Annotated in this window: 19 protein-coding genes; 7 read left to right on the top strand and 12 right to left on the bottom strand. The window is 74.1% G+C overall.

Annotated features, from left to right (window positions below; genetic code table 11):
• The coding region (locus tag D450_RS0111845; RefSeq protein ID WP_017538880.1) for a universal stress protein at positions 1–609 on the bottom strand (609 nt) is incomplete at its 3' end.
• A 316-nt stretch (positions 610–925) separates the two neighbouring features.
• On the opposite strand from D450_RS0111845, the gene D450_RS0111840 reads away from it, so the two are divergent.
• From D450_RS0111840 to D450_RS0111830, 3 genes are all read left to right on the top strand, one after another.
• Positions 926–1,645, top strand: a complete 720-nt coding sequence (locus D450_RS0111840) for a response regulator transcription factor (RefSeq protein ID WP_017538879.1) — start codon at positions 926–928, stop codon at positions 1,643–1,645.
• A 3-nt stretch (positions 1,646–1,648) separates the two neighbouring features.
• Complete coding sequence (locus D450_RS0111835; RefSeq protein WP_017538878.1) at positions 1,649–3,079, top strand: sensor histidine kinase; 1,431 nt, start codon at positions 1,649–1,651, stop codon at positions 3,077–3,079.
• Between the two features lie 424 nt (positions 3,080–3,503).
• Complete coding sequence (locus tag D450_RS0111830) at positions 3,504–4,397, top strand: DMT family transporter (RefSeq protein WP_017538877.1); 894 nt, start codon at positions 3,504–3,506, stop codon at positions 4,395–4,397.
• On the opposite strand, the gene D450_RS0111825 is transcribed toward D450_RS0111830, so the two are convergent.
• The 6 genes from D450_RS0111825 to D450_RS0111800 form a co-directional block, all read right to left on the bottom strand.
• Positions 4,355–5,593: a glycosyltransferase gene (locus tag D450_RS0111825; RefSeq protein ID WP_017538876.1), complete on the bottom strand. Its 1,239-nt coding sequence runs from the start codon at positions 5,591–5,593 to the stop codon at positions 4,355–4,357. The two genes, D450_RS0111830 and D450_RS0111825, sit on opposite strands and share 43 nt — an antisense overlap.
• Positions 5,594–6,080: 487 nt before the next feature.
• Positions 6,081–7,712 carry a S1C family serine protease gene (locus tag D450_RS0111820; protein WP_017538875.1) on the bottom strand — a complete coding sequence of 544 codons (1,632 nt, stop codon included), beginning with the start codon at positions 7,710–7,712 and terminating at the stop codon, positions 6,081–6,083.
• A 234-nt stretch (positions 7,713–7,946) separates the two neighbouring features.
• The gene (locus tag D450_RS0111815; RefSeq protein WP_017538874.1) at positions 7,947–8,840 is read right to left on the bottom strand and encodes a sulfurtransferase; all 894 of its coding nucleotides are present in this window, start codon (positions 8,838–8,840) and stop codon (positions 7,947–7,949) included.
• Between the two features lie 24 nt (positions 8,841–8,864).
• Positions 8,865–9,305 carry a hypothetical protein gene (locus tag D450_RS0111810; protein WP_017538873.1) on the bottom strand — a complete coding sequence of 147 codons (441 nt, stop codon included), beginning with the start codon at positions 9,303–9,305 and terminating at the stop codon, positions 8,865–8,867.
• A gap of 8 nt (positions 9,306–9,313) precedes the next feature.
• Complete coding sequence (locus D450_RS0111805) at positions 9,314–9,679, bottom strand: hypothetical protein (protein ID WP_017538872.1); 366 nt, start codon at positions 9,677–9,679, stop codon at positions 9,314–9,316.
• 118 nt (positions 9,680–9,797) lie between these two features.
• Positions 9,798–10,517: an MIP/aquaporin family protein gene (locus D450_RS0111800; RefSeq protein ID WP_017538871.1), complete on the bottom strand. Its 720-nt coding sequence runs from the start codon at positions 10,515–10,517 to the stop codon at positions 9,798–9,800.
• Positions 10,518–10,992: 475 nt separating this feature from the next.
• Here D450_RS0111800 and D450_RS0111795 point away from each other — a divergent pair, with 475 nt between their 5' ends.
• Both D450_RS0111795 and D450_RS0111790 read left to right on the top strand, forming a co-directional pair.
• Complete coding sequence (locus D450_RS0111795; protein WP_017538869.1) at positions 10,993–13,032, top strand: HelD family protein; 2,040 nt, start codon at positions 10,993–10,995, stop codon at positions 13,030–13,032.
• Positions 13,033–13,120: 88 nt separating this feature from the next.
• Positions 13,121–14,626 (top strand): CYTH and CHAD domain-containing protein, encoded by a 1,506-nt coding sequence (locus D450_RS0111790; protein WP_017538868.1) that lies wholly within the window; start codon positions 13,121–13,123, stop codon positions 14,624–14,626.
• Positions 14,627–14,753: 127 nt separating this feature from the next.
• Here the strand turns inward: D450_RS0111790 and D450_RS30030 are convergent, their stop codons facing one another.
• The 4 genes from D450_RS30030 to D450_RS0111770 all read right to left on the bottom strand — a co-directional run bounded on the left by D450_RS30030 (position 14,754) and on the right by D450_RS0111770 (position 20,370).
• Positions 14,754–15,650 carry an ABC transporter ATP-binding protein gene (locus D450_RS30030; protein WP_017538867.1) on the bottom strand — a complete coding sequence of 299 codons (897 nt, stop codon included), beginning with the start codon at positions 15,648–15,650 and terminating at the stop codon, positions 14,754–14,756.
• A gap of 40 nt (positions 15,651–15,690) precedes the next feature.
• A complete protein-coding gene (locus tag D450_RS0111780; protein ID WP_017538866.1) occupies positions 15,691–16,761 on the bottom strand; it encodes a FecCD family ABC transporter permease in 1,071 nt (356 codons plus the stop codon).
• The gene (locus D450_RS0111775; protein WP_017538865.1) at positions 16,758–17,846 is read right to left on the bottom strand and encodes a FecCD family ABC transporter permease; all 1,089 of its coding nucleotides are present in this window, start codon (positions 17,844–17,846) and stop codon (positions 16,758–16,760) included. The genes D450_RS0111780 and D450_RS0111775 overlap by 4 nt, the downstream gene beginning before the upstream one ends.
• A 160-nt stretch (positions 17,847–18,006) precedes the next feature.
• Complete coding sequence (locus D450_RS0111770; RefSeq protein ID WP_017538864.1) at positions 18,007–20,370, bottom strand: molybdopterin-dependent oxidoreductase; 2,364 nt, start codon at positions 20,368–20,370, stop codon at positions 18,007–18,009.
• Between the two features lie 158 nt (positions 20,371–20,528).
• Here D450_RS0111770 and D450_RS0111765 point away from each other — a divergent pair, with 158 nt between their 5' ends.
• Both D450_RS0111765 and D450_RS0111760 read left to right on the top strand, forming a co-directional pair.
• Entirely contained in the window at positions 20,529–21,479 is a 951-nt protein-coding gene (locus D450_RS0111765; RefSeq protein WP_017538863.1) for an HpcH/HpaI aldolase/citrate lyase family protein, read from the top strand.
• 72 nt (positions 21,480–21,551) lie between these two features.
• The gene (locus D450_RS0111760; RefSeq protein ID WP_017538862.1) at positions 21,552–22,517 is read left to right on the top strand and encodes a bifunctional helix-turn-helix transcriptional regulator/GNAT family N-acetyltransferase; all 966 of its coding nucleotides are present in this window, start codon (positions 21,552–21,554) and stop codon (positions 22,515–22,517) included.
• Between the two features lie 164 nt (positions 22,518–22,681).
• On the opposite strand, the gene D450_RS0111755 is transcribed toward D450_RS0111760, so the two are convergent.
• Positions 22,682–23,333: SAM-dependent methyltransferase (locus D450_RS0111755; RefSeq protein ID WP_017538861.1), on the bottom strand; the 652-nt coding region annotated here is incomplete at its 5' end.

Here is a 23,333-nt window from a genome sequence, read left to right as displayed (position 1 = left end):
CCCCGCCATCGGCTGCCACGCGCAGACCGCCACGACCTCCGCACCGCTCCGCTCCGCCTGCCGGAAGGCGAACGCCAGTGCCCGCCCCCCGGTCTCGGAGCCGTCGACCCCGACGATGATTCGGCCGCGTCGGCCCTCGGCGGTCTCGTGGTGCTTGGGCAGCACCACGGTGGGCACCGGCGACTTGGCCGCCAGTTCCACGCCCACCGACCCGACGAACGCCGAGGCGAGCCCGCCCAGTCCGCGCGAGCCCACGACCACGCAGGCCACCCCCGACTCCGAGGCCGCATGCAGCAGGGCCTCGGCCGGGCGCTCGGCGGCCTCCCTGGTCTCCACCGACAGCTCCGGGAACAGCCGCTGCACCCAGTCGCGGGCGTAGGCCAGCAGGGCGCGCGCGTCGTGCTGGCGCGGCGTCTCGCCGTCCTCCTCGCTCCCGCGGATCAGCTCGCCGAACGGCCCCTCGGAGTCCGGCGGCCACACGGCGGTGACGATGCGGACCCCCAACCCGTACGTCATCGCCTGGTTGGCCGACCATTCCAGCGCGTATCGGCTGGAATCCGAACCGTCCACACCGACGACCACCCAGCGCGGGCTCTCTCCGGTGTCCATATCGCGTGCCTCGCTCTCCATCGAGCCGGTCGTTCCCCGTGTCGTCCTCTGCGGCCGTCCACCCCCGACTGGGGCCGCCGTGGGAGTACCTACCCCGACAGGACCTCGGACAGGCGGTCCTGCCCTGTCCTGTCCGTCACCCCGCGCCCATGGCCCGACGCCGCCCCCGTGCGGCGGCCGGACGGCCACCGGACGAGCACCGGACAGGACGCCCCGGACGCCGAACGGGACGCCGGGCGAATACCCGACGACCACCGCGACCGCGACCCCGTGTCCTCTTACCGTCGTCTCACCCGGATGGGCGACGATGGCGTCCATGACCTCCGCCAGTGCCTCCGCCGGTCGCATCCTCCTCGCCGACGACGACCGTGCCATCCGCGAGTCCCTCGAACGCGCCCTCATGCTGGAGGGCCACGAGGTTCTGACCGCGGAGGACGGCGTTCAGGCCCTCGCCAAAGCCCACGCCGAACAGCTGGACCTGCTGATCCTCGACGTGATGATGCCCGGGGTCGACGGGCTCGGGGTCACCCGGGTGCTGCGCGCCGAGGGCGACCGGCGGCCCATCCTGATGCTCACCGCCCGGGTGGAGACATCCGACCGGGTCGCCGGCCTGGACGCCGGCGCCGACGACTACCTGCCCAAGCCCTTCGAGCTGGACGAGCTGCTGGCGCGCATCCGCGCGCTGCTGCGCCGGGCCGCCCCCGTCCCGGAGGACGGCGAGCGCCCCGAGCCCGTCCTGCAGGTCGGCGACCTGCGCCTGGACCCCGCCGCACGGCGGGTCTGGCGCGGCGGGCGCGAGGTGGAGCTGTCCAAGACCGAGTTCGACCTGCTGGAGCTGCTGGCCCGGAACGCCGGCATCGTTCTCGACCACCCCACGATCTACGACCGCATCTGGGGCTACGACTTCGGCCCGGACTCCAAGAACCTGGCCGTCTACATCAGCTACCTGCGGCGCAAACTGGACTCGCCCGACGCGCCGCCGCTGATCCAGACCGTCCGGGGCGTGGGCTACACGCTCCGGCCCCAGGAGGGCTGAGGTGTGCGGCAGAGGGTGAAGGCGCTCGCGGCGCGCCTGACGGCGCCGGAGCGGTGGCGGCTGGGCACCAAGTTCGCGGTGGCCTTCGCGGTGGTCGCCGCGGTTGCCAGCCTGCTCACCGGGACCCTGGCCTACAGCACGGCGGCGGTGCTGATCCGCGCCGACGCCGAGGACGAGTTCCAGACCACGGCCGAACGCCTGGCCTCCGACCTGAGCGCCCCCTCCTCCTCCCCGTTCGGTGGCGGACAGCAGCCGACGTTCCTGCACTCGGACTCCTTCACCTACCAGGCGCTGAGCTCCGGGGGCTCGGTGGCGGTGCCGATCGGAGCGGACCGGTCCGTCGAGGTGCTGCCGGTGCGCGCCGACGACCGGGTGGTCGCCGCCGAGCAGGAGGCCGGGGTGGTGCACACCCGCGAGGACAGCGCGCGCGGCGAGGACTACCGGATCGCCACGGTCTCGCTGGGCGGGGGGAACGGCGCGATCCAGATCGGTCAGCGCCTGTCCCCGATGGAGCGGATGCTGGACGTGCTCGCCCTGCAGATCCTGGTGGTGGGCGCGGGGGTGCTGGCGGTCGCCGCCGGCGCCGGGTGGCTGCTGGCGCGGCGGGTCACCAAGCGGCTGGTGCGCCTGACCGACACCGCCGAGCAGGTGCGCACCACCGGTCGGCTGGACCTGGTGGCGCCGGAGGGCGGCACGTCCCCGGACGAGGTCGGGCGCCTGGGGCGGGCGTTCAACGCGATGCTGACCCGGCTGGCGGGCGCCGAGGCCGAGCAGCGGCGGCTGGTGCAGAACGCCTCGCACGAGCTGCGGACCCCGCTGACCAGCCTGCGCACCAATGTCAGCGTGATGCGCTCCTTCGACCGGCTGGGGCCGGAGGCCCAGCAGCGGCTGGTCGACGACCTGCAGGGTGAGACCCGGGAGCTGTCCCAACTGGTCGACGAACTGGTGCAGCTGGCGACGGGGACCCGCGCGGACGAGGCCCCCGCCGACGTGGAGCTGGGGGCGCTGGCCGAGCGCGTCGCCGAACGGGCCCGGCGGCGGACCGGCCGGGAGGTGGTGGTCGACGCCGACGGGAGCACGGTGCACGGCCTGCCCACGGCGCTGGAGCGGGCCCTGTCCAACCCGGTGGAGAACGCCGCGAAGTTCGACACCGACGGGGCCGGGCCGATCGAGATCGTCGTCCGCGAGGGGCGCGTGGAGGTCAGGGACCGAGGGCCCGGCATCGCCCCGGAGGAGGTCGATCACGTCTTCGAGCGCTTCTACCGCTCGGACTCCGCCCGCGCGCTGCCCGGCTCGGGGCTCGGGCTGTCCATGGTCAAGGAGATCGTGCACGCACACGGAGGAACGGTGCAGGCCGCCAACCGCGAAGGCGGCGGGGCGGTCATCGGGTTCACCCTCCCGGTGACCGGCGAGCGGGCGTCCGACGCCGAGTGACACGGGGCGGCGCACACCGCGCCCGCCCCTCCCCCCGGCAGTCGAGCCCCCTGGCGCCGACGGGCTTCCCGGTCAAGGCGGTCGCCGCTCGGCGGCTGGAGACCCTGATCCGGGTGCCCGCTCCTCGTCCCGCCTCCCATCGGGAGCCCGCCCGCGGCGCCGAGCGCGGTCGGCTTGCCGTTCTGATCTCGATACGGGTGCGGGCTGCGCTCCCCCCTCTGCGAGGACGCTTCGTCCCCTTCGCGCACACGCAGGGCCGCCCTCTGGAGTAACCTCAAGGCGCCCCTGTCTGCCCGGTCCCCCGCCCAGTCCCCCGAGGCTCACCCGGCAGCGAGGGCGACTCGCAGCGCCCCGGCCGGAGAACCGCTTCCGCCGGCGGAAGCGATGTGCCTGGCAGGTACCCGGACGCGGAAGGGCGGGATCCATGACGTGGGCCGTGGCCGTGGCGATCTCGGGGGCGTTCTCCGTCGCCGCGGGGGCCGCCCTGCACGACCGGGCGCTGCTCACCGCACCCATCCGCGGGATCGGGCAGCTCGCGCTGCTGCGCGCCCTGCTCCGCATGCCCCTGTGGTGGCTGGGCACCCTGCTGACGATGGGCGGCATCGGGGCCCACCTGTGGGCGCTCACCCAGGCGCCGCTGGTGGTGATCCAGCCGATCGGCATCACCGGCCTGCTGTTCGCGGTGCTGCTCTCGGCCGGGTTCCGGCGGCGGCGCCCCAGCCCCGCGCAGGTCCTGGGATCGCTCGCGGTCAGCATCGCCCTGGCCGGCCTGCTCACCACCGTTCCGCACAGCCAGGGCCCCGTCCCCGGCACCATGGGCCTCACCGAGATCGCGGTGGGGGCGGGCGCCGTGATGGCGCTCTGCGTGGCCGTGGGCCGCTCCTGTCGCGGCGCCCTGCGCGCCGGGGCCTTCGCCCTGGCGAGCGGCGTCGCCTACGCCGCCACCTCGGCCTTCGGCCGGGTGATCGGCATCGCCGCGCTGGCCGACCCCGCCGCCGCCCTCCAGCCGATGACCGCGGTCGCCGTCGGCATCGGCCTCACCGGCGGGCTCATCATGCAGAACGCCTACCGCACCGACCACTTCGCCCTGGCCTACGCCACCCTGATGCTCAGCGACCCGATCGCGGCCACCCTCATCGGCGTCGCCTACTTCGGCGAGCGGCTTCCCACCGACCCCGCGCACGCCGCGATCGCGGCCGCGGCGGCCGTGCTGGGGGCGGTCGGCGTGGTGACGCTGGCCCGCGCCTCGGGGCCGCAGCGGCCCGCCCGGACCGCTCAGCCGCCGCGCGCCGACGACCTCAGCGCCACGTCGGCGTAGATCCGCTCGAACCGGTCGAGCGAGCGCTCGTGGTCGTGCCGGGCCGCCATGGCGCGGCTCTCCGCGCCCATCCGGGCCCGCTCCTCAGGCGAGGCGAGGATGACGCTCAGGTACTTGGCCAGGTCGTCGGGGCTGCCCGGCTCGTAGAGGTAGCCGTTGCGGCCCTGCTCCACCAGGTGCGGCAGGGCCATGGCGTCGGCGGCCACCACCGGCAGCCCGCTGGCCATGGCCTCCAGGGTGGCGATCGACTGCAGTTCCGCGATCCCGGCGATGGTGAACACGTCCGCGGCCCGGTACACCAGCGGCAGGTCCTCGTGCGGCACGAACCCGAGGAAGCGCACCCTCTCGCCCACGCCCTCCTCCTCGGCCAGCCGTTCCAGGGCGCCGCGCTGGGCCCCGGTGCCGGCCAGCACCAGCTGCGCGTCGTCGCAGGTGGTGCGGCGCACCGCGCGGACCAGGTCGCCGATGCGCTTCTCCTCGTCGAGGCGGCCGACGAAGGCGAAGGTGGGCCGGTCGGGCAGGCCGAGCCGGGCCCGCAGCGCGGACCGCGGCTCCCCGCCGTCGCCCGGCGGGTGGAAGCGGCGCAGGTCGATGCCGCACGAGACGGCCTCCACCGGCCGGGGGAACCCCTGGTCGAGCAGGAGCTGGGCGGCGGTAGGAGTGGGCGTGGTGACGTGCTCGGCGCCGGCCAGCGCCCGGCTGAAGTCCCGCCAGGCGAGGCGGCCGACGGGGCCGCGCAGCGCCTCGGGCACGAACAGGTAGTTGAACAGGTTCTCCGGCATGAAGTGGTTGGTGGCCACCACCGGCACCCGGTGCCGCCGGGCGGCCGCCATCAGCAGGCGGCCGACGACGAAGTGGTTCTGGACGTGCACGGCGTGCGGGCGCAGGCGCCGGATCAGCCGGTCCAGGTGGCCGGGGACGCCCGGCGGAAGGGCCAGCCGGACGGTCTCGTGGACCAGCGAGGACATCGAGCGCAGCCGGTGCTCCACGACCCCGTCCACGCGGGCGGTGGAGGGGCGGCCGTCGGGCGACTGGCACACCACGTGCACGTCGTGGCCGCGCGCGGCCAGCCCGCGGGCCAGGCGCGCGGTGAAGTAGGCGGCGCCGTTGACGTCGGGCGGGAAGGTGTCGGTGCCGATGAGCACGCGCAGGCGTTCCGGGGGCGCTGCGGGTTCGGCAGAGGGAAGTGCGGCCATCTCGGCCCTCCTGGAGGGTGTGCTCGGGGTTCCGCGAGGCTGCGCCGGACGGGGCGGGCCCTGGCCGCCAGGACGGCCCGGACCCGAGTGGTCCCGGGAACGATACTTCGGGCGACCGCCTGTGCGGCCCCGGTTCCGCGTCCATGTTGCCGAGTGTTTACCCGCGGCGGCGGGCATTCACGGCGAACCCCCGGAAAACAGTGGGCGGCGACTGCGGATGAGGAAGGAATCCGCAGGTCGCCGCCACCGGCCGAATCCGGCCGTTCCCCCGTGAAGAGGGTTATCGCCCTCTCTTATCAAGCCAAACGCGCAGAGCGGGAGGAAAAGTTTCCCGAGGGAGGGCCGATCGGCCGATTCTTCGATTTCCGCTCGCTCTTTCGTCATTCCCCGTTGGGCCCGGAGGACGGAACGTCGGCGGTCGCGGCACGACTTCGACGCGGCGCGCGGCGGACCGGGGTCCCCCTCCCGGTCCGCCGCTCGCCGGGCCTCAGCCGCCGATGCTGTCGGCCGACTGGGCGTCCAGGGTCACCTGGACCTCGTCCTCCTTGCCGTCCCGCGTGTAGCCCATGGTCACGGTCTCCCCCGGCTGCTTGGAGCGGATCTTGGCGATCAGCCCGTCCGGGCCGTCCACGGCCTCGCCGTCGACGGAGGTGACCACGTCGCCGCTCTCCAGGCCGGCCTCGGCCGCGGCCCCTCCCTTGGAGGTGTCCACGATGCGCACGCCGTCCCGGTCGGCCGCCACGGTGGCGCCGATCGCCGCGTAGTCCGCGCTGCCCTGGTCGATGAGCTGCTCGGCGATGGGCTTGGCCTGGTTGATCGGGATCGCGAAGCCCAGCCCGATCGATCCGGGCTCGCCCTGCCCCCCGGAGGAGGTCCCGGCGATCGCCGTGTTGACGCCGATCACCTCGCCGTTCATGTTGATCAGCGGCCCGCCGGAGTTGCCGGGGTTGATCGGCGCATCGGTCTGGATCGCGTTGATCACCGTCGAGGTCTGCACCTGCCCCTGCTCGGGCGTGCCCAGGCCGAAGGGGTCCTGCTCCTCCTGCCCGCCGTCGGCGGCCCCGGTGTTCACCGGCCGCTCCACCGCGCTCACCACACCCGAGGTCACCGTCCCGGACAGCCCCAGCGGGGACCCGATCGCCACCACGTCCGCACCGACCTCGACCTTGTCGGAGTCGCCGAACGTGGCCGGGGTCAGCCCGCTGACGCCCTGGGCCTCGATCACCGCGATGTCGGAGACGGTGTCGACCCCCAGGACCTTCGCCCGGGCGTCCGTGCCGTCGTTGAACCGCACCTGGACCGAGTCGCCGCTCGCGCCGGCCACCACGTGGGCGTTGGTGAGGATCTTCCCGTCGGAGCCGATCACCACCCCGCTCCCGCTGCCGCTCCCGGTCTGGATGGAGACCACGCTCGGCAGCACCTTCTCGGCGACCTCGCTGACGCTGCCGGTCGACACCGAGCCCGCGGTGCCCCCGGTGAGCGAGCTGACCGGACTACTCGTCCCCCCGGTCAGGAAGGTCGTGGCCACGGCCGCCGCCGGTCCCACGATCAGGCTGGTGACCAGGGCGGTCGCGGCCGCGATCGCCACCGGCCCCGGGCGCTTGCGGCGGCCGCCGGAGCCTCCGCCGTCCTGGCCTCCGGGCGGCGGCACCGCGCCGGGCCAGGTCGGGGGAACCCCTCCCCCGCCGCCGGGGTGCCCGGCGGCGGGCCCGTGGCCGGCTGCGTGGGGGCCCGAGGGGTGGGAGGCGGCGTACTGCCAGGAGGTGTGCTGCCCCGTCTGCACGCTCGGCTGGGGCCCCGAGTGCGCGCCGAGGGGCGGCGCTCCCGCAGCGCCCGCGGTGCCCGGAGCGTGCCCGCCCTGGGAGCGCATGGTCCACGTGGCGCCCCCGGGCGGGGTCCACGGGCCCGCCCCCGCGGGGCCCGGCGCCCCGGGGGGCGTGTCCTGCGGCGCCTGCTGCGCCGCCTCGGGCGGTGTCTCGTGGTCGTCCCGGGCCGCGCGGGGCTCTTCTGCGACCGTGTCGGCGGTCGGGTCCACCGCCGGAGCCTCCGGTGCGTTCTCCGGGGTCCGATCGGTACGGGGCTCGTCGCCCGGTGCCTCTCGCCTGTCCTCCGCGCTCATCCGAACTCCTCCGGCTTCTCGTCCCTGTTGCGATGAAGTATCGCCGCGCCGGGTTAGAACCCGGTGAGACGGCACCTAGGTGCGGTTTCGAGAACAGAACGGCGCGTCGTCCCCATTCCGACCCCATCGTGACGGAACATGGTCATTGCCTTCCTCACAAGGTCCACCGCGTGGCCGCCTGCCAACCCGAGATGCCCGAGGCCACGCGGTGCAGTCTCGGCGGCGCGCTCCGGTTCAGCGCGCGTCGCCCGTCCCACTCTCCGGATCGCCGGTCTCCACCGGAAGCGAGGTATCGGCCCCCCAAGCGCTCCACGACCCCGGGTACAGGCGCGCCCCCGCGAAACCGGCGTGTTCCAGCGCGATGAGGTCGTGGCAGGCGGTCACCCCGGACCCGCAGTAGGCCGTGACCGACTCCGCCCCTTCGACTCCCAGGACGGCGAAGCGCTCCCTGAGGCGCTCAGGCGCGGCGAAGCGCCCGTCGGCCCCGAGATTGCCCTGCCACTCGGCGCTACGCGCCCCCGGGACGTGTCCGGGGCGCGCGTCGACCGGCGCCGGCTGCTCCCCCGTGTAGCGCCCGCGCGCGCGGGCGTCCAGAAGCACCCGCCCTGCGGGGCGCTCCTTCAGGTCCTTGAGCTCCTCCGTGGAGGCGAAGCGTTCGGCCGGCCAGGGCACCGCCGTGCGGACGCGCGGCTCGGGCCGGAGCTCCTCCTTCTCGAGCGGGCCCTCCCACGCCTGGATCCCGCCGTCGAGGACGGAGGCCGGCGACCCCAGAACGCGCAGCATCCACACCAGCCGCGCGGCGGTGGAGCCCCCGGCATCGTCGTAGGCGACGACCTCCGTACGGTCGCCGATGCCGAGGCGTCCCAGCGCTTCGGCGAACGCCTCCGGGCTCGGCAGGGGATGGCGCCCGCCCTCCCGGGTCGGCTCGGAGGACAGGTCCGTGTCGACGTCGGCCCACACCGCCCCCGGGAGATGGCCGGAGCGGTAGGCCTCGTGCCCGTCGCGGCCGTCCAGGTACCAGCGCACATCGACGACGGCCAGGTCGCCTCCCTCGCGCATGCGCTCGGCCAAGCGCGCGGGGCCGATGACGGGCGGGACGGACGGGTGCTCGCTGCGCGGTTCGCTCATGACGCCACCTTAGAACCGGGCCCCTCAGGAAGTCTGGGCCCGCTCCGGTGTCCGCCCCTTCTCCACATGGCGCAGCCACAGCATGCCCAGGACCGGCAGGAACAGCGGGATGAACAGGTAGCCGCTTCCGTACCCCGACCAGACGGTGTCGTCGGGGAAGGCCGCCGGGTCCAGCAGGCTGAGCGTGCCCACGGCCAGAACCCCGCACAGCTCGATGGCGCAGGAGACCATGGCCACCCGGTGGGAGGTGCGCCCGCTCCTGGCGATGCCCACGGTCGCGACGATGTAGATGATCCCCGCTGCCAGGGAGAGCAGGTAGGCGAGCGGGGCCTCCTCGAACCGCGTGGCGATCTGCACGCCCGCGCGCGCGGTGGCCGCGAGGGCGAACACGGCGTAGACCGCGACCAGGACCCGGCCGGGCCCGGAGCGGGCGGCCCCCTTCTGCGGCACGGTGTTCTCAGACAACGGGGCTCTCAGACAACGGGCGGGTTCCAGATCTGCTCGAGCCGGACCATCAGGACCGGGAGGATGAAGCAGGCGAAGGCGATCACCGCGGGCCCCCACCGGCTGCGCTCCATGAACCCCCACACGGCGCACGCCGGGGGCAGGAGCACCACGGTGGCCAGGTAGCCCACGAGGGTCGCCGGTTCGGCGGGCGGGTCGCCCCCGGCCCAGACCACCGACGAGACCACGGCCTGGGCGATGGTGAGCAGCCACAGCACCGCCATGCCGACCAGGTGCGGTACCACCATGGGGCGGTCCCGGAACGCGGAGACGGTGCACCAGACCGCCATCGCCAGCGACACCAGCTGGATGGTGCTCGTCAGCCCCTCGACCACGACCGCTCCCCTGTTCCCTGCGCACGTCCGCACCTGCGCGGACTGCGACTACAAACGGTAGTACACCGGACGGGCGCACACGAAAGCGGGCGGGGTCGCCCCCGCCCGCCGCCGGTGACTAGACCAGTCCCTGCGCCCAAGCGCCGAGGACGCCGCCCACCGCGCCGCCGGCCAGCGGGCCGACGACGGGCACCCAGGCGTACCCCCAGTCCGAAGTGCCCTTGCCCTTCAGGGGCAGGAGCTGGTGGACGATGCGGGGCCCCAGGTCGCGGGCGGGGTTGATGGCGTACCCCGTGGGGCCGCCGAGGCTCATGCCGATGCCGACCACGCCCAGGGCGACGATGAGCACGCCCACCCCGGACAGCGCGAGCTCCTCGTTCTGCCCGGTGGCGGTGACGATGAACAGCAGGGCGGCGGTGGCGATGAACTCGGTGAGGAAGTTGGCGCCCGGGCTGCGCACCTCGGGCTCGGTGGAGAAGATCCCCAGGAACGGCCCGTCGGAGTTCTTGAACTGGCTGAGATAGACGAGCCACGTCAGGGCGGCGCCGATGATCGCGCCGAGCATCTGGCCGAGCATGTACACGGGGACGGTGGCCCACTCCCCGGTGGAGGCCGCCAGGCCGAGTGTGACCGCCGGGTTGATGTGCCCGCCCGACAGCGGGAGCGCGAAGTAGGCGCCCGCCATGACGCCGAAGCCCCACCCGAAGGTGATCAGGACCCAGCCCCCGCCTTGCGCCTTGGACTTGTTCAGAACATGGGCGGCGACCACGCCGCAGCCGAAGAGGACCAGGATCGCCGTTCCGAACAGCTCACCGAAGAAGATCGTCGTCGTCGTCACCGTCGCCTCCGATTGGACCGGTGGAAATACCGGACGGATACCCCCTCCCGCCGGTGATCACGATCCCGTACCCCGCCCGGAGCCACCGATTTATCCCATCGTTACGGCTGCTCGTGCGCATTCGGCACCCCGGTGCGCGCACGGCGCTCCGACACGGATTCTCCGGATCAGGGAGGCGGAAAAAGAGGATTGTCAGTGGGCCCTCTCACGGGTATGATCGCTTCTTCGCGGCGGAAGTGCACGAAGGCACACCGACGCGCAGAGGATCGGAACGAACCGGCCGTCGCCACGCCGGGGCGGGACCCGCGCATCCGCCGCCCCGACGACCAGCCCGACCGATCCCGGGGAGTCCTCCGTGTCCTCGTGCACGCCTCCGTCACGCCTGCCCGATTCCGCCGCCGCACCCGCGCACGGCGCCGCCGAACTCCGCGCGGAACGGGACCACCTCGCCGCCTCCCGCGAAGCCCTCCGCCGAATGCACCGGGAAGTGCTCGCCACCGGAACCGCCCTCGGCGATGCCGTGGGCGACAAGTACACCAACGCCGTTCTGCAACGCGCGCGCGAGCGCCGCGCGAAGGCCCTGGCCGAACTCCCGGACGCGCCGCTCTTTTTCGGACGCCTCACTTTCCCTCCCGGCGACCTTTATGAGGCCGGCCCCGGCGAACCCTTCACCCCCACCCGCACGCCCGACGCCGATCTCGCCTATATCGGCCGGCGGAATGTCCGCGACGCCTCCGGGGCGACGATGGTTCTGGACTGGCGGGCGCCGGTCTCGTCCGCCTTCTACCGGGCCGGCCCGCGCTCCCCCATGGGCGTGCTGACCCGCCGCCGCTACGGGTTCGGCGCCGACGGCGAACTGACCGCGTTCGAGGACGAGGACCTCGCCGACGGAGCCGAGGGCGGCGCGGGCGGCTTCGCGGCCGACCTCCTCGCCACGGAGATCGAACGCCCCCGCACCGGCCCCATGCGGGACATCGTCGCCACCATCCAGCCGGACCAGGACGACCTGGTCCGCGCCTCTGTGGACACCAGCCTGTGCGTGCAGGGCGCGCCGGGGACCGGCAAGACCGCGGTGGGCCTGCACCGCATCGCCTTCCTGCTCTACACCGACCGCGAGCGCCTGCGCCGCGAAGGCGGTGTGGCGATCGTCGGCCCCAGCGGCTCCTTCCTGTCCTACATCCGCAACGTGCTGCCCGCCCTCGGCGAGGCCGAGGCCGGGCAGCTCACCCTGGAGGAGTTGATCGCCCGAGGGGAGCCGAGCGGACCGGCCGGTACCGAGGACCCCGCCTCGGCCCGCGTCAAGGGCGATGCGCGCATGGCCGAGGTCATCGCCCGCGCGCTGTGGGCCCAGGTGCGTCCCGCCGAGGAGACGCTGGTGGTGACGGTCGGGTCGCGCAAGTACCGGGTGCCGCCGGAGGAGATCGCCGCCATCGTCGACGGCATCCGCCGCCAGCAGGCCTCCTACGGGGCCGGGCGGGAGCTGCTGGCGCAGCGCCTGGCCGGGGCGGTGCAGACCCTCATGGAGGCGGACGGCAGGGCGGACGACCCCCGTGCCCGCGAGCGGCTGTCCCGCGGCCGCGAGGTCAAGGCGGCCGTGGCCGCCATGTGGCCCAAGGCCGACCCGGTCAAGCTGGTGTTCGGCCTGCTCACCGATCCCGACCGGCTGGCGCGCGCCGCCGCGGGGATCCTCTCCCCGGAGGAGCGGCGGGCCGTGCGGTTCCCGCGGCGCCCGCGCTCGATGCGGTCCGCCCCCTGGTCCGGGGCCGATCTGGTGCTCATCGACGAGGCCGCGTGCCTCGTCCGCCGCCCCGCGACGCTGGGCCACATCGTGCTGGACGAGGCCCAGGACCTGAGCCCGATGCAGTGCCGGGCCGTGGCCCGCCGGGCCCAGGGCGGCTCGCTCACGGTCCTGGGCGACATCGCCCAGGGCACCGCGCCGGCCGCGGCCGGCGGATGGGCCGACCTGCTACGCCACCTGGGCAAGGAGGACGCGCGCTTGCAGGTCCTGAGCCGCGGCTACCGGGTGCCGGCCCAGATCATCGACTTCGCGGCGCGGCTCCTCCCCTCGATCGCCCCGGACCTGCCCGCCCCGAGCGCGGCCCGGCAGGCGCCCGGCGCGCTGACCATCGAGCGGGCGCCCTCCGACGGGCTGGTCGCCGCCGCCCTCGACGCCTGCAAGCGCGCGCTGGACGAGGAGGGGTCCATCGGACTCATCGCTGCGGACGGGGACCTGGAGGCCCTCTACCGGGGGCTCGTGGAGCGGGGCGTGCAGGCGGCCCATCTGGGGCAGGACCCCGATGCCCTGGAGTCGCACCGCATCGTGTGCGTCCCCGCCACGCTCGCCAAGGGACTGGAGTTCGACACCGTCGTGGCCGTCGAACCGTCGGGCATCGCCGACGCCGAGGAGCGCGGACTGAACCGCCTCTATGTGGTCCTCACCCGCGCCGTGAGCCGCTTGCACATCGTGCACTCCCGGCCCCTCCCGACCCCGCTCACCGACGCTCGCCGAGCGTAGAGGTCCGGGCACCGTGCCGCTCGGCGGCCCAGGGCGGATCGGGCGGGATCGCCTAGACTGTACGGCCCGGACTCTGTTGGAGACCGCGATGGTCGATCACCTGGAGATCGAGACGACGTTCGAGGTCGGCGCGGAGTTCGAGCCGCCCCGGCCGGCCGATCTGGCGCCGGGCGGGATGGACGAACAGGCCCACCGGCTCGTCGCCACCTACTTCGACACCGAGGACCTGCGCCTCGCCGCGCGCGGCATCACGCTCCGCCGACGCCTCGGCGGCCCGGACACCGGGTGGCATCTGAAGATCCCCTGGGGCCCCGACGGCAAGCGCGAGTTCCGTGCCCCCCGCGGATCGCACGCCACCCGGATCCCCGCTCGGCTGGTCCGGCTGGCCTCCTCCGCCGCGCGCGGGGCGGCGCTGGTGCCGGTCGCCCGCATAACCACCGAACGGACCGAGACCGCCTTGCTCGGCGGTGACGGCGAACCGCTGGCGCTCATCGCCGACGACCGCGTGCACGGCGAGGTCCTCCTGAGGAACGGACGGGAGGTGCGCTGGCGCGAGATCGAGGCCGAGCTCGGTTCCGGTGACCGCGCGCTGCTGGACGCGATCGGCCGCCGCCTGACGGACGCCGGGGCGCGTCCCTCGCGCACCGGGTCCAAGACACTGACGCTCCTGGGCGGCCTGGTCCCCGAGCGTCCGGCCCGTCCGACGGGTCCGACCGCCGACGCCGCCGTCCGGGGCTACCTGTTCGACCAGGTGGAGGACATGCTCGCCCTCGACCCCCGGGTCCGCGCCGGCGAGGAGGACGCGCTGCACCAGATGCGCGTGGCCACCCGCCGCATCCGCACGGTCCTGCGGGGGTTCCCCGCCGTCGTCGGACGCAAGGCCGTCCGACCGACCGCCGACGCTCTGCGGGAGCTGGCGGCCGCTCTGGGGGAAGCCCGTGACCTGGAGGTCTTGAGGGAACGGTTCACCGCGCGCTTGGCAGAGCTGCCGCGTCGGGCGGGCGGGGTCCGCCTCACGGGAGACTGGCTCACCGTCTTCGACGGCCGACTGGAGGCGGCGCGGCGCAGGGCCGTCCGCTCCCTCGAAGGGCAGGAGTACTTCGCCCTGCTCGACCGGCTGGACCGGCTGCGCTCCTCCCCGCTGACCGGGCCGCGCGCCGGTAAGCCCGCTGAGAAGGTGCTCGACGACCAGGTCGGTGACGCGCTCGCACGCATGCGGTCCGCCCACGAGCGCGCGCTCGCCGCGACCGACCGCGCCTCCCGGGACGAGGCCTGGCATGAGGTCCGCAAGGCCGCCAAGCGCGTCCGTTACGCGGCCTCGGCCTCCGAACCGGTCCTGGGCACGCCAGCCGCCCGCCTGCGCCGCTGGGCCGCGAACCTCCAGGAGGTCCTGGGAGACCACCAGGACGGCGCCGCCGCGCTCCGGTTCATCGAGGTCTCGGGCGGGCGGGTCGCGGCGGCCGCGCCCGACCCGGTCGCGGCGTCGGCGTCGCTGGCCGCCCTCTCGGGGGCCGAGACAGCGGTCGCGCCGTACCTGCTGGCCGAGGCGGAGAGGGAGTGGGAGTCCGGGCCTAAGGAAGCCCGGCGTACCTGACGCACGGGGCGCTTCTACGGCTTCGCCAAGCCGCCCGGACGGCCGGCGCCCGGTGGCGCCGCTCCTGGAGCATGGATGACGGGGAAGGTCCCGCTGCGGGACCGCTCTAGAAGGTCATGGGGCGGTGTCAGGCCGAGCGGGGCTTCTCCAGTACCGCGTCGTCCTGAGCCTCGTCCTGGGCCTCCTGGGCTCCGGTGGGTTCCTCGGTGCCGCGCGCGCGGCGGGTGATGGTGCCGCGGCGGTCGACCGCCACGATCATGGGGGTCCCGGTCTCCGGATCGGGGACCACCCGCACCGGCAGCCCGAACACCTTCTCCACCAGGCCGGCGGTGACGATCTCGGAGGGCGCGCCCTCGGCCACCACGGCCCCGTCCTTCATGACGATCAGGTGGGTGGCGTAGCGGCAGGCCTGGTTGAGGTCGTGCAGGACCGCGACCAGGGTGTAGTCGCGCTCGTGGTGCAGCTCGGCGCACAGGTCGAGCACGTCCATCTGGTGGGCGATGTCGAGGTAGGTGGTGGGCTCGTCCAGCAGCAGCAGCGGCGTCTGCTGGGCCAGCACCATGGCCAGCCACACCCGCTGGCGCTGCCCGCCGGACAGCTCGTCGACCATCCGGTCGGCCAGGTCGGCGACGCCGGTCGCCTCCATGGACTCGGTGATCACCGCCTCGTCGGAGCCGGACCACTGGCGCAGCAGCTTCTGGTGCGGGTAGCGCCCGCGCGCCACCAGGTCGGCCACGGTGATGCCGTCGGGGGCGATCGAGGACTGGGGCAGCAGGCCCAGCCGCCGCGCCACCTCCTTGGAGGGGTAGGACGAGATCAGGCGCCCGTCCAGGTGCACCGCCCCCGACTGCGGCTTGAGCATCCGCGACAGCGCGCGCAGCAGCGTCGACTTCCCGCAGGCGTTGGGGCCGACGATGACCGTGAAGGAGTTGTCCGGGATGCTGATCCCCAGGTCACGGGAGATGACGCTCTGGTCGTAGGCGAGCGTCAGGTTCTCCCCCCACAGCCGGGACGGTTCGGGCATCGCGCTTTCTCCTGTGTGTGCGTCGAGTCGGTGGCGCCGGTCAGGCACGTCCGGTCCGCCATTCACGGTAGAGCAGCCAGACGAGGTAGCTTCCGCCGATGACCGCGGTCACCGCGCCCACCGGCAGCTGTGCGGGGCTCAGCGCGTGCTGGGCCACCAGGTCGGCGGTGACCAGCAGCAGCGCCCCCATCAGGGCCGCGCCGAACAGGGTCGTGCCGGTCGAGCGGAGCAGCCGGCGGGCCAGCTGCGGTGCGGCCAGGGCGATGAAGGAGATCGGCCCGGCCACGGCGATCGCCGCCCCGGTCAGGGCGCTGGCCGCCAGCAGCGCCACCGCCTGGGTGCGCTGCACCGGGACGCCCAGGGCGTGCGCGGTCTGCTCGCCCATCTCCATCAGGCGCAGCCGGGGCCCCATCGCCAGGAGCGGCGGGAGCAGCACCGCCATGCACACCGCGACCGCGATGACCTCGGTCCACCCGCGGGCGTTGAGGCTGCCGATCATCCACACCTGGGCGGCCTTGGCGTCGGTGAGGTCGGCGCGGGTGATCAGGTAGTCGCGCACGGAGGTGAGCATGGCGCTGATGCCGATGCCGACCAGGATCAGCCGGTAGCCCTGGACGCCGTTCTTCATGGCCAGCAGGTACACCAGCCCGGCGGTGGCGACGCCGCCGGCGACCGCGCCCAGCGACACCTGCAGCATCGACCCGCCGAAGACGAGGATGGTCAGCACGGCGCCGGTGGCCGCGCCGCCGGTGAAGCCGATGATGTCGGGGCTGCCCAGGGGGTTGCGGGACAGGCTCTGGAATACCGCGCCGGCCACCCCGAGCGAGGCGCCGACGAGCACCGCGACCCAGGCGCGGGGCAGGCGCACGTCGCGCACGAAGAACAGGTCCAGCCGCTCGCCCTGCCCGGCGAGCGCGGCGGCCACCCGCGGCAGGGTGATCTCGTACTCGCCGAGCATCAGCAGCGCGGCGAACACGGCCGCGATGGCCGCCACGAGGGCGCCCGTCACCGCGGCCGTGCGCGGCCGGACCAGGAAGGAGACGCGGCCGGAGCGGGTGCGCACCGGGCGCCCGCTGCGCACACTGCCCGGGCGCGGGGTCGTCGCGGTCATATCTGGGCCATCCTCTTGCGCCGGACCAGGGCGATGAACACGGGCGCCCCCACGAGCGCGGTGATGATGCCGACCTCCAGCTCGCCGGTGGGCAGCACCACCCGGCCCAGGGTGTCGGCTGCGGTGAGCAGCACCGCGGCCAGCACCGCCGAGTAGGGCAGCAGCCAGCGCTGGTCGGGGCCGGTGATCGCGCGCGCCACGTGCGGCACGGTCAGCCCGACGAACCAGATGGGCCCGGCGGTGGCGGTGGCCGCGCCGCACATCAGCACGATCGCCACCGCCGCCAGCAGCCGGGTGCGGTTGATGTGCGCGCCCAGCGCCGCGGCCAGGTCGTCGCCGAGGGCGACGGTGTTCAGCGCCGGCGCCAGCAGCAGGGCGATGACCACCCCGGTGACCAGGAAGGGCCAGATCCGGGAGAACAGCTCCAGGTCGCGCCCGACCAGGGAGCCGACCTGCCAGAAGCGGATCCGGTCGAAGACGAAGTCGTCGAGCACGATGACCGCGTAGACCAGGCCCTGCAGCACCGCGGCCACGGCGGTCCCGGCCAGCGCCAGGCGCACCGGGGTGGCCTGGCTGCGTCCGCGGCTGCCCAGCGCGTAGACGGCCAGGGCCGCGACCGCCGCGCCGACGAAGGCGAACCACACGTAGGCGCCCGGGCTGGTCAGGCCGAAGACGAAGATGGCGACCACCACGGCGGCCGCGGCGCCGGAGTTGACGCCGAGGATGCCCGGTTCGGCCAGGGGGTTGCGGGTCAGGCCCTGCATGAGCGCCCCGGACAGGCCCAGGGCCGCGCCGACGAAGACGCCCAGGACCGCGCGGGGGATGCGCAGCTCGACGACGACGCTGTGGTCGTAGGAGCCGTCGTTGCTGACCAGCGCCTCCCAGACGGTGCCCAGCGGAATGGACTTGGCGCCGACCGAAACGCTGAGCCCCACGCACAGCAGCAGGACCCCGATGGCGACGAGCAGCCCCAGCGCTCTGGCGGTGTGCACCTTGGCGCCGGCCCTGGTGCGCTTCGCGAGCGCCTGTGTCGCCTCGTCCCGGTCCGGGGAGCGCCGTTCCGGCGCCGCCGTCTGGGCGCTCATCCCGTCCCGACCTCAGGGACGGGGCGGGCGCACCGCCTTGGCAAGGCCACTCGTCTCCTCCGACTCCGTTCCGGGCGCGGCAGGGCACCACCGGACACCGGTGCCGGTGGGGGCCCGGTACCGGTGAAAGAACTTAGTAGAGGCTAACCTATGTTCCAGATCAGGAGGAAGAGGGCACCGGGACCGGCGGAGTGAAGGCCCTCACCGGCGGCGGGTCGCCGCGGTAGGCCTCGACCTCCACCAGCACGTGCTGTCCGGTCGACCCCTGCGCCAGGCGGGAGGTCCCCACCACGTCGGTCAGCGCGTTCGGGTTGCCGTGCGCGCACGTCACGTCCTCAGCGGACGGGTCGTACCAGGCGCCGGTGGACAGCTGCGCCACCCCGGGGCGCAGCGCGTCGGACACCCGCACACCGGCGATCAGGCTGCCCCTGTCGTTGTGCACCCTCACCAGGTCCCCGTCGGACAGCCCGCGCGCCGCGGCGTCGTCGGGGTTCATGCGCACCGGTGCGCGCCCCTGGACCTTCAGCGAGGCGCTGTAGGCACCCATGTCCTGCTGGCTGTGCAGGCGCCCCTGGGGCTGGTTGGCCAGCAGGAGCAGCGGCCACCGGCGCGAGCGCGAGGACCCGATCCTCTCCTCCCCCGGGAGCCAGATGGGATAGCCCGGGCAGTCGGCGTACCCGAAGCCGGCGATGGTCGCCGAGAACAGCTCGATGCGGCCGCTCGGGGTCTGCAGCGGGCTGCCCACCGGGTCCTGGCGGAACTCGGCGAAGGCCGCCATGGCCTCGTCGTCCACCCGCCCGGGCAGGTCGACGCCCCCGGCCTCCCAGAAGTCGTCGAAGGCCGGCAGGTCGGCGCCGAACATCTCGTGCTGGCGCGCGCGCCACTGCCCGTACATGTGCCGCATCCACTCCTCGGCGGTGCGGCCCTCGGTGAACTCCTTCTCCAGGCCCATGCGCGCGCAGACCGCGCTGTAGATCTCGTACTCGTCGCGCGCCTCCGCGTACGGCTCGACCGCCCGCCGCATCACGTTGAGGCGCAGGTCGCCCTGGCTGGCCGCCATGTCCTCGCGCTCAAGGGTGGTGGTGGACGGCAGCACGATGTCGGCGTGGCGCGCGGTGGCGGTCCAGTGCGTCTCGACCACCAGGACGGTGTCCGGACGGCCGAAGGCCCGCGTCAGGCGCGCCAGGTCCTGGTGGTGGTGGAACGGGTTCCCTCCGGACCAGGCGACGAAGCGGATGTCGGGGTAGGTCAGGCGCTCGCCGTCGAAGTCGAACTCCTCCCCCGGGCGCAGCAGCATCTCCGAGGTGTGGGCGACCGGGATGAGGCGGTCGACGGGGTTGGAGCCCTTGGGGAAGCGCGGCAGGCCGCCGGGGGTGGCACCGCCGCCGTACCGGCCCATGGAGCCGTACCCGGTGGCGAACCCGCCGCCGGGCAGGCCGATCTGCCCCAGGCACGCGGCCAGCGCCAGGCCCGCCCACAGGGGCTGCTCGCCGTACCGGACGCGCTGCACCGACCAGCCGACGTTGACCAGGGTGCGCCCCGCGGCCATGCGCCGTGCCAGCGCGCGCAGGGTCTCGGCGGGCAGCTCGCAGATCGGGGCGGCCCACTCGGGCGTCTTGGCCACCCCGTCGGTCTCGCCGGTGACGTAGCGCCGCACCACGTCGGCGCCGACGGTGTACCGGTCGAGGAAGGCGCGGTCGGCCAGGCCCTCCTCGAACAGCACGTGGGTCAGGGCCAGCATGACCGCGGTGTCGGTGCCGGGCGCCGCAGGCAGCCACTCGGCGCCCATCTCGTCGATGGTGTCGTCCTTGAGCGGGCTGATCGAGACCGTGCGCAGGCCGCGCTCGGCGGCCGCGCGCATGCCCGGAACGGCCGTGTGCGCGGCGCGCCCGCCCGAGGCGATCCAGGTGTTGGACCTGCGCAGCCCGCCGAAGGACACGATGAGGTCGGTGTGCTCGGCGATCGCCGGCCAGGTGGGCGCGCGCTCCAGCAGCGCGTGGGCGCCCGTGGCCCCGACCAGGTGCGGGAAGAGGACCTCCACGGCGGCGTGGCTGTAGGTGGCGCGGCTGCGGGTGTAGCCGCCCGCGGTGTTGAGGAACCGGTGCAGCTGGCTCTGCGAGTGGTGGAACCGCCCGGCGCTGCCCCAGCCGTAGGAGCCGCCGAAGACGGCCTCGCCGCCGTGCTCGCGGTGGACCCGGCCCAGCTCCTGGGCGACCAGTTCAGCCGCGGTGTCCCAGTCGACCTCGACGTACTCGTCGTCGGGGTCCCCGCGCCGGGGGTCGGGGCCCGGACCGCCGTCCAGCCACCGGCGCCGCACGGTGGGGCGCGCCACCCGCGCGGGATGGTGCTGGGCCCCGGCGGCGTTGCCGATGAGCGGTGCGGGGTCGGGGTCGCGGGGGTCGGGACGCGCGCCGACCACCTTGCCGTCCTCGACGAGGACCTCGTAGGAACCCCAGTGCGAACTGGTCGGGTACGCCTCGGTGCGCGGCCCCTCGTGCGGCGACACGTCGCTCGTCCGGCTCATCGCTCCCCTTTCCCCCATGGATCTCGTCCCCGTCGGCGCGCCCGCCTATGCACGGACATGCCTGGAATGCACCCTAATGTGCCTTTCGAGTGCGGGATAGAGTCCGACGGCGGCACGTCCGCCTTCGGTCCCGAACCCGAACACGGCAGGAGTGGAACATGGCTGCGGCGCCCTACCGGTCGCGACGCTCGGTCCTCGCGGTCCCGGCATCCAACCCCCGATTCGTCGAGAAGGCGCGCGAGATCGCCTCCGACGCGTTCTTCCTCGACCTGGAGGACGCCGTGGCCCCCTCGGAGAAGGACCGCGCGCGCGACGCCGCGGCCGCCGCGCTCACCGAGGGCGGATGGGGCGCGCGGGTGCGCACGGTCCGCGTGAACGCACTGGACACGCCGTGGACCTATCGGGACGTGATCACCGTGGTGGAGCGGGCCGGGGCCGACCTGGACTGCCTGGTGCTGCCCAAGGTGACCGACCCGGTCCACGTCCAGTGGCTGGACCTCCTGCTCACCCAGGTGGAGCGCGCGTGCGGCCTGGAGCCGGGGCGGATCGGCATCGAGGCGCAGATCGAGGACGCCCGCGGCCTGTCCGCCGTCGACGCCGTGGCCGCCGCGTCCCCGCGCCTTGAGGCGCTGGTCTTCGGCCCCGCCGACTTCATGGCGTCGATGAACATGCGCGGCCTCGAGGTCGGGGAGCAGCCGGCCGGCTACGACGTCGGGGACGCCTACCACTACGTGCTGCTGCGCATCCTCACCGCCGCGCGCGCCAACGGCCTTCAGGCGATCGACGGGCCGAACCTCAAGGTCCGCGCCCCCGAGGCCTTCCAGACCTCGGCCCGGCGCACCGCCGCCCTCGGCTACGACGGCAAGTGGACGGTCCACCCCTCCCAGGTCGAGGCGGCCAACACGGTCTACGCCCCCGACCAGGCCGAGTTCGACCGGGCCGAGCGCATCCTGGAGGCCTACGAGCACGCCACGTCCGTGGAGCGGCGGGGAGCGGTCACCCTCGACGGCGAAATGCTGGACGAGGCCTCGCGCAAGATGGCCCTGGTCGTGTCCGCGAAGGGCCGGGCGGCCGGGCTCGCCCGCTCCGACGCCGCACGCTCCGGCTGACGGAGGGCCTTGTCCGGGGGCGCCCCAAGGGGCAGAATCATTGTCACAGTCAACGGAATCGTTGAGGTCGTCATGAATACTGCTCCGACGGCGGCCCCGGACACCGGCGTCCCCTCCGGGGACGTCGCCCGCGTCCGGGCGTTCAACCGCTTCATCACCGGCCGGATGGGGGTCCTGCGCCCCGACCACCTGGGCTCGCCTTGGACGCTCACCGAAGTGCGCGTCCTGTACGAGCTGATGCGCACCGGCCGCAGCGAGACCGCCGCGCTCCGCGCCCTCATGGAGGTGGACGCCGGACAGCTCAGCAGGGTGCTCAGGCGCATGGAGGACGAAGGGCTCGTCTCCCGCTCGCCCTCGCCCGAGGACGGGCGCAAGCAGGAGGTCGAACTGACCGCCGCCGGAGCGCACGCGGCGGCGATGATGAGTGAGCGCGCAGACGACCAGGTCCGCGACCTGCTCGCGGGGCTGCCCGCGGATGAGCGCGAACGGCTGCTCGGGGCCATGGAGACCGTGCGGCGCGTGCTGGACCCGCCCGCCGACCGCGGCGGGCGCGTGGTGCTGCGCGGACTGCGCCCGGGCGACCTGGGGTGGGTCGTCCAGCGCCACGGCGAGCTGTACTGGCGCGAGTACGGATGGGACGCCGGCTTCGAAGCGCTCGTCGCGGGGATCGCCGCGGAGTACGCCGCCGGCCGCGACCCGGAGCGGGAGGGCGCCTGGATCGTCGAGCTGGACGGCGAGCGCGCGGGGACCGTCATGTGCACGCGGGACGGCGCCGAGACGGCCCGGCTGCGGCTGCTGCTGGTCGAGCCCTGGGCGCGGGGGCACGGGATCGGGCGCCTGCTCACCGATGAGTGCACCGCCTTCGCGCGCGCCGCCGGCTACCGCCGGATGACGCTGTGGACGCATTCGGTGCTGGCCCCGGCGCGGCGCATCTACGAGGCCGCCGGCTTCACCCTGGCCTCCAGCGAAGCCTACCGGGCCTTCGGGTGCGACCTGGTGGCCGAGACCTGGGACCGGGAGCTCGCACCGGCGCCCTGAGCGGGACCGGCCGGGAACCGGGGACGCGGCAGGCCGACGCATCGCCGCGCCCCCGAGCCTGGAGCCTCATCCCCCGGGACGACCACCGGCCCGGCCCCCCGCGAGCCGGGGACCGGGCCGGGGCGGCGGGCCCAGGGCGCGCCCGCCGTTCCCGGGAGGCGGGATCAGGACTTGTAGTGCAGGATCCCCCAGGCCAGCGAGCCGGACTCGCCGCCGTGGACCCAGTTGCGCAGACCGGTCTTCATCCGCGTCAGGTAGGCCTCGCTGATCTTTCCGGTCAGCTCGGACTCACGGGACTCGGTCTCGGCCAGTACACGGCCGTAGTGGCGGGGCAGCTGCTCGGTCAGGTCGTCGAACTCGACCTTGGACATGCCCAGGCGCGCCGTCTGCTTGTCGTAGAAGCCGGGCGTGCCCATGCTGTCCAGGTGCAGCCGGTCCAGGATCGGGCGCAGCGCGTCCTGGGTCGCCGCGTCCGAGGCCATCGGGTCGGTGAAGACGAAGTCCCCGCCGGTGCGCAGCACGCGGGCGACCTCCTCCAGGACCCGGGGCCGGTCGCCGCTGTGCAGGAAGGCGTCCTGCGACCAGACCACGTCGAAGGCGTTGTCCTGGCACGGGATGTCCTCGAAGGAGCCGTCGACCACGTCGATCAGGTGGTCCAGGCCCGCCTCGCGGTTCATCTCCCGGTTGCGCTCGTTCTCCACCTCGCTCAGGTTCAGGCAGGTGACCTTGCACCCGAACTGGCGGGCGAGGAAGCGCGCGGAACCGCCGTAGCCGGCGCCCACGTCGATGACCTGGGTGTCGGGGCCGATCTCCACC

Source organism: Nocardiopsis halophila DSM 44494, assembly GCF_000341245.1.
In the GTDB taxonomy this organism is placed as follows: Bacteria; Actinomycetota; Actinomycetes; order Streptosporangiales; family Streptosporangiaceae; genus Nocardiopsis_A; species Nocardiopsis_A halophila.
The sequence above is the reverse complement of the archived record's forward strand: the minus strand, read 5'-3'. Positions and strand labels throughout refer to the sequence as shown.

Excerpts from the sequence above, each read along its gene's own strand:
- D450_RS0111840 (WP_017538879.1), top strand. The coding sequence starts at position 926 with ATGACCTCCGCCAGTGCCTCCGCCGGTCGCATCCTCCTCGCCGACGAC.
- D450_RS0111790 (WP_017538868.1), top strand. The coding sequence starts at position 13,121 with ATGGTCGATCACCTGGAGATCGAGACGACGTTCGAGGTCGGCGCGGAG.
- D450_RS0111815 (WP_017538874.1), bottom strand. The coding sequence starts at position 8,840 with ATGAGCGAACCGCGCAGCGAGCACCCGTCCGTCCCGCCCGTCATCGGC.
- D450_RS0111780 (WP_017538866.1), bottom strand. The coding sequence starts at position 16,761 with ATGACCGCGACGACCCCGCGCCCGGGCAGTGTGCGCAGCGGGCGCCCG.
- D450_RS0111820 (WP_017538875.1), bottom strand. The coding sequence starts at position 7,712 with ATGAGCGCGGAGGACAGGCGAGAGGCACCGGGCGACGAGCCCCGTACC.
- D450_RS0111770 (WP_017538864.1), bottom strand. The coding sequence starts at position 20,370 with ATGAGCCGGACGAGCGACGTGTCGCCGCACGAGGGGCCGCGCACCGAG.
- D450_RS30030 (WP_017538867.1), bottom strand. The coding sequence starts at position 15,650 with ATGCCCGAACCGTCCCGGCTGTGGGGGGAGAACCTGACGCTCGCCTAC.
- D450_RS0111825 (WP_017538876.1), bottom strand. The coding sequence starts at position 5,593 with ATGGCCGCACTTCCCTCTGCCGAACCCGCAGCGCCCCCGGAACGCCTG.
- D450_RS0111760 (WP_017538862.1), top strand. The coding sequence starts at position 21,552 with ATGAATACTGCTCCGACGGCGGCCCCGGACACCGGCGTCCCCTCCGGG.
- D450_RS0111830 (WP_017538877.1), top strand. The coding sequence starts at position 3,504 with ATGACGTGGGCCGTGGCCGTGGCGATCTCGGGGGCGTTCTCCGTCGCC.
- D450_RS0111775 (WP_017538865.1), bottom strand. The coding sequence starts at position 17,846 with ATGAGCGCCCAGACGGCGGCGCCGGAACGGCGCTCCCCGGACCGGGAC.
- D450_RS0111765 (WP_017538863.1), top strand. The coding sequence starts at position 20,529 with ATGGCTGCGGCGCCCTACCGGTCGCGACGCTCGGTCCTCGCGGTCCCG.
- D450_RS0111795 (WP_017538869.1), top strand. The coding sequence starts at position 10,993 with ATGCACCGGGAAGTGCTCGCCACCGGAACCGCCCTCGGCGATGCCGTG.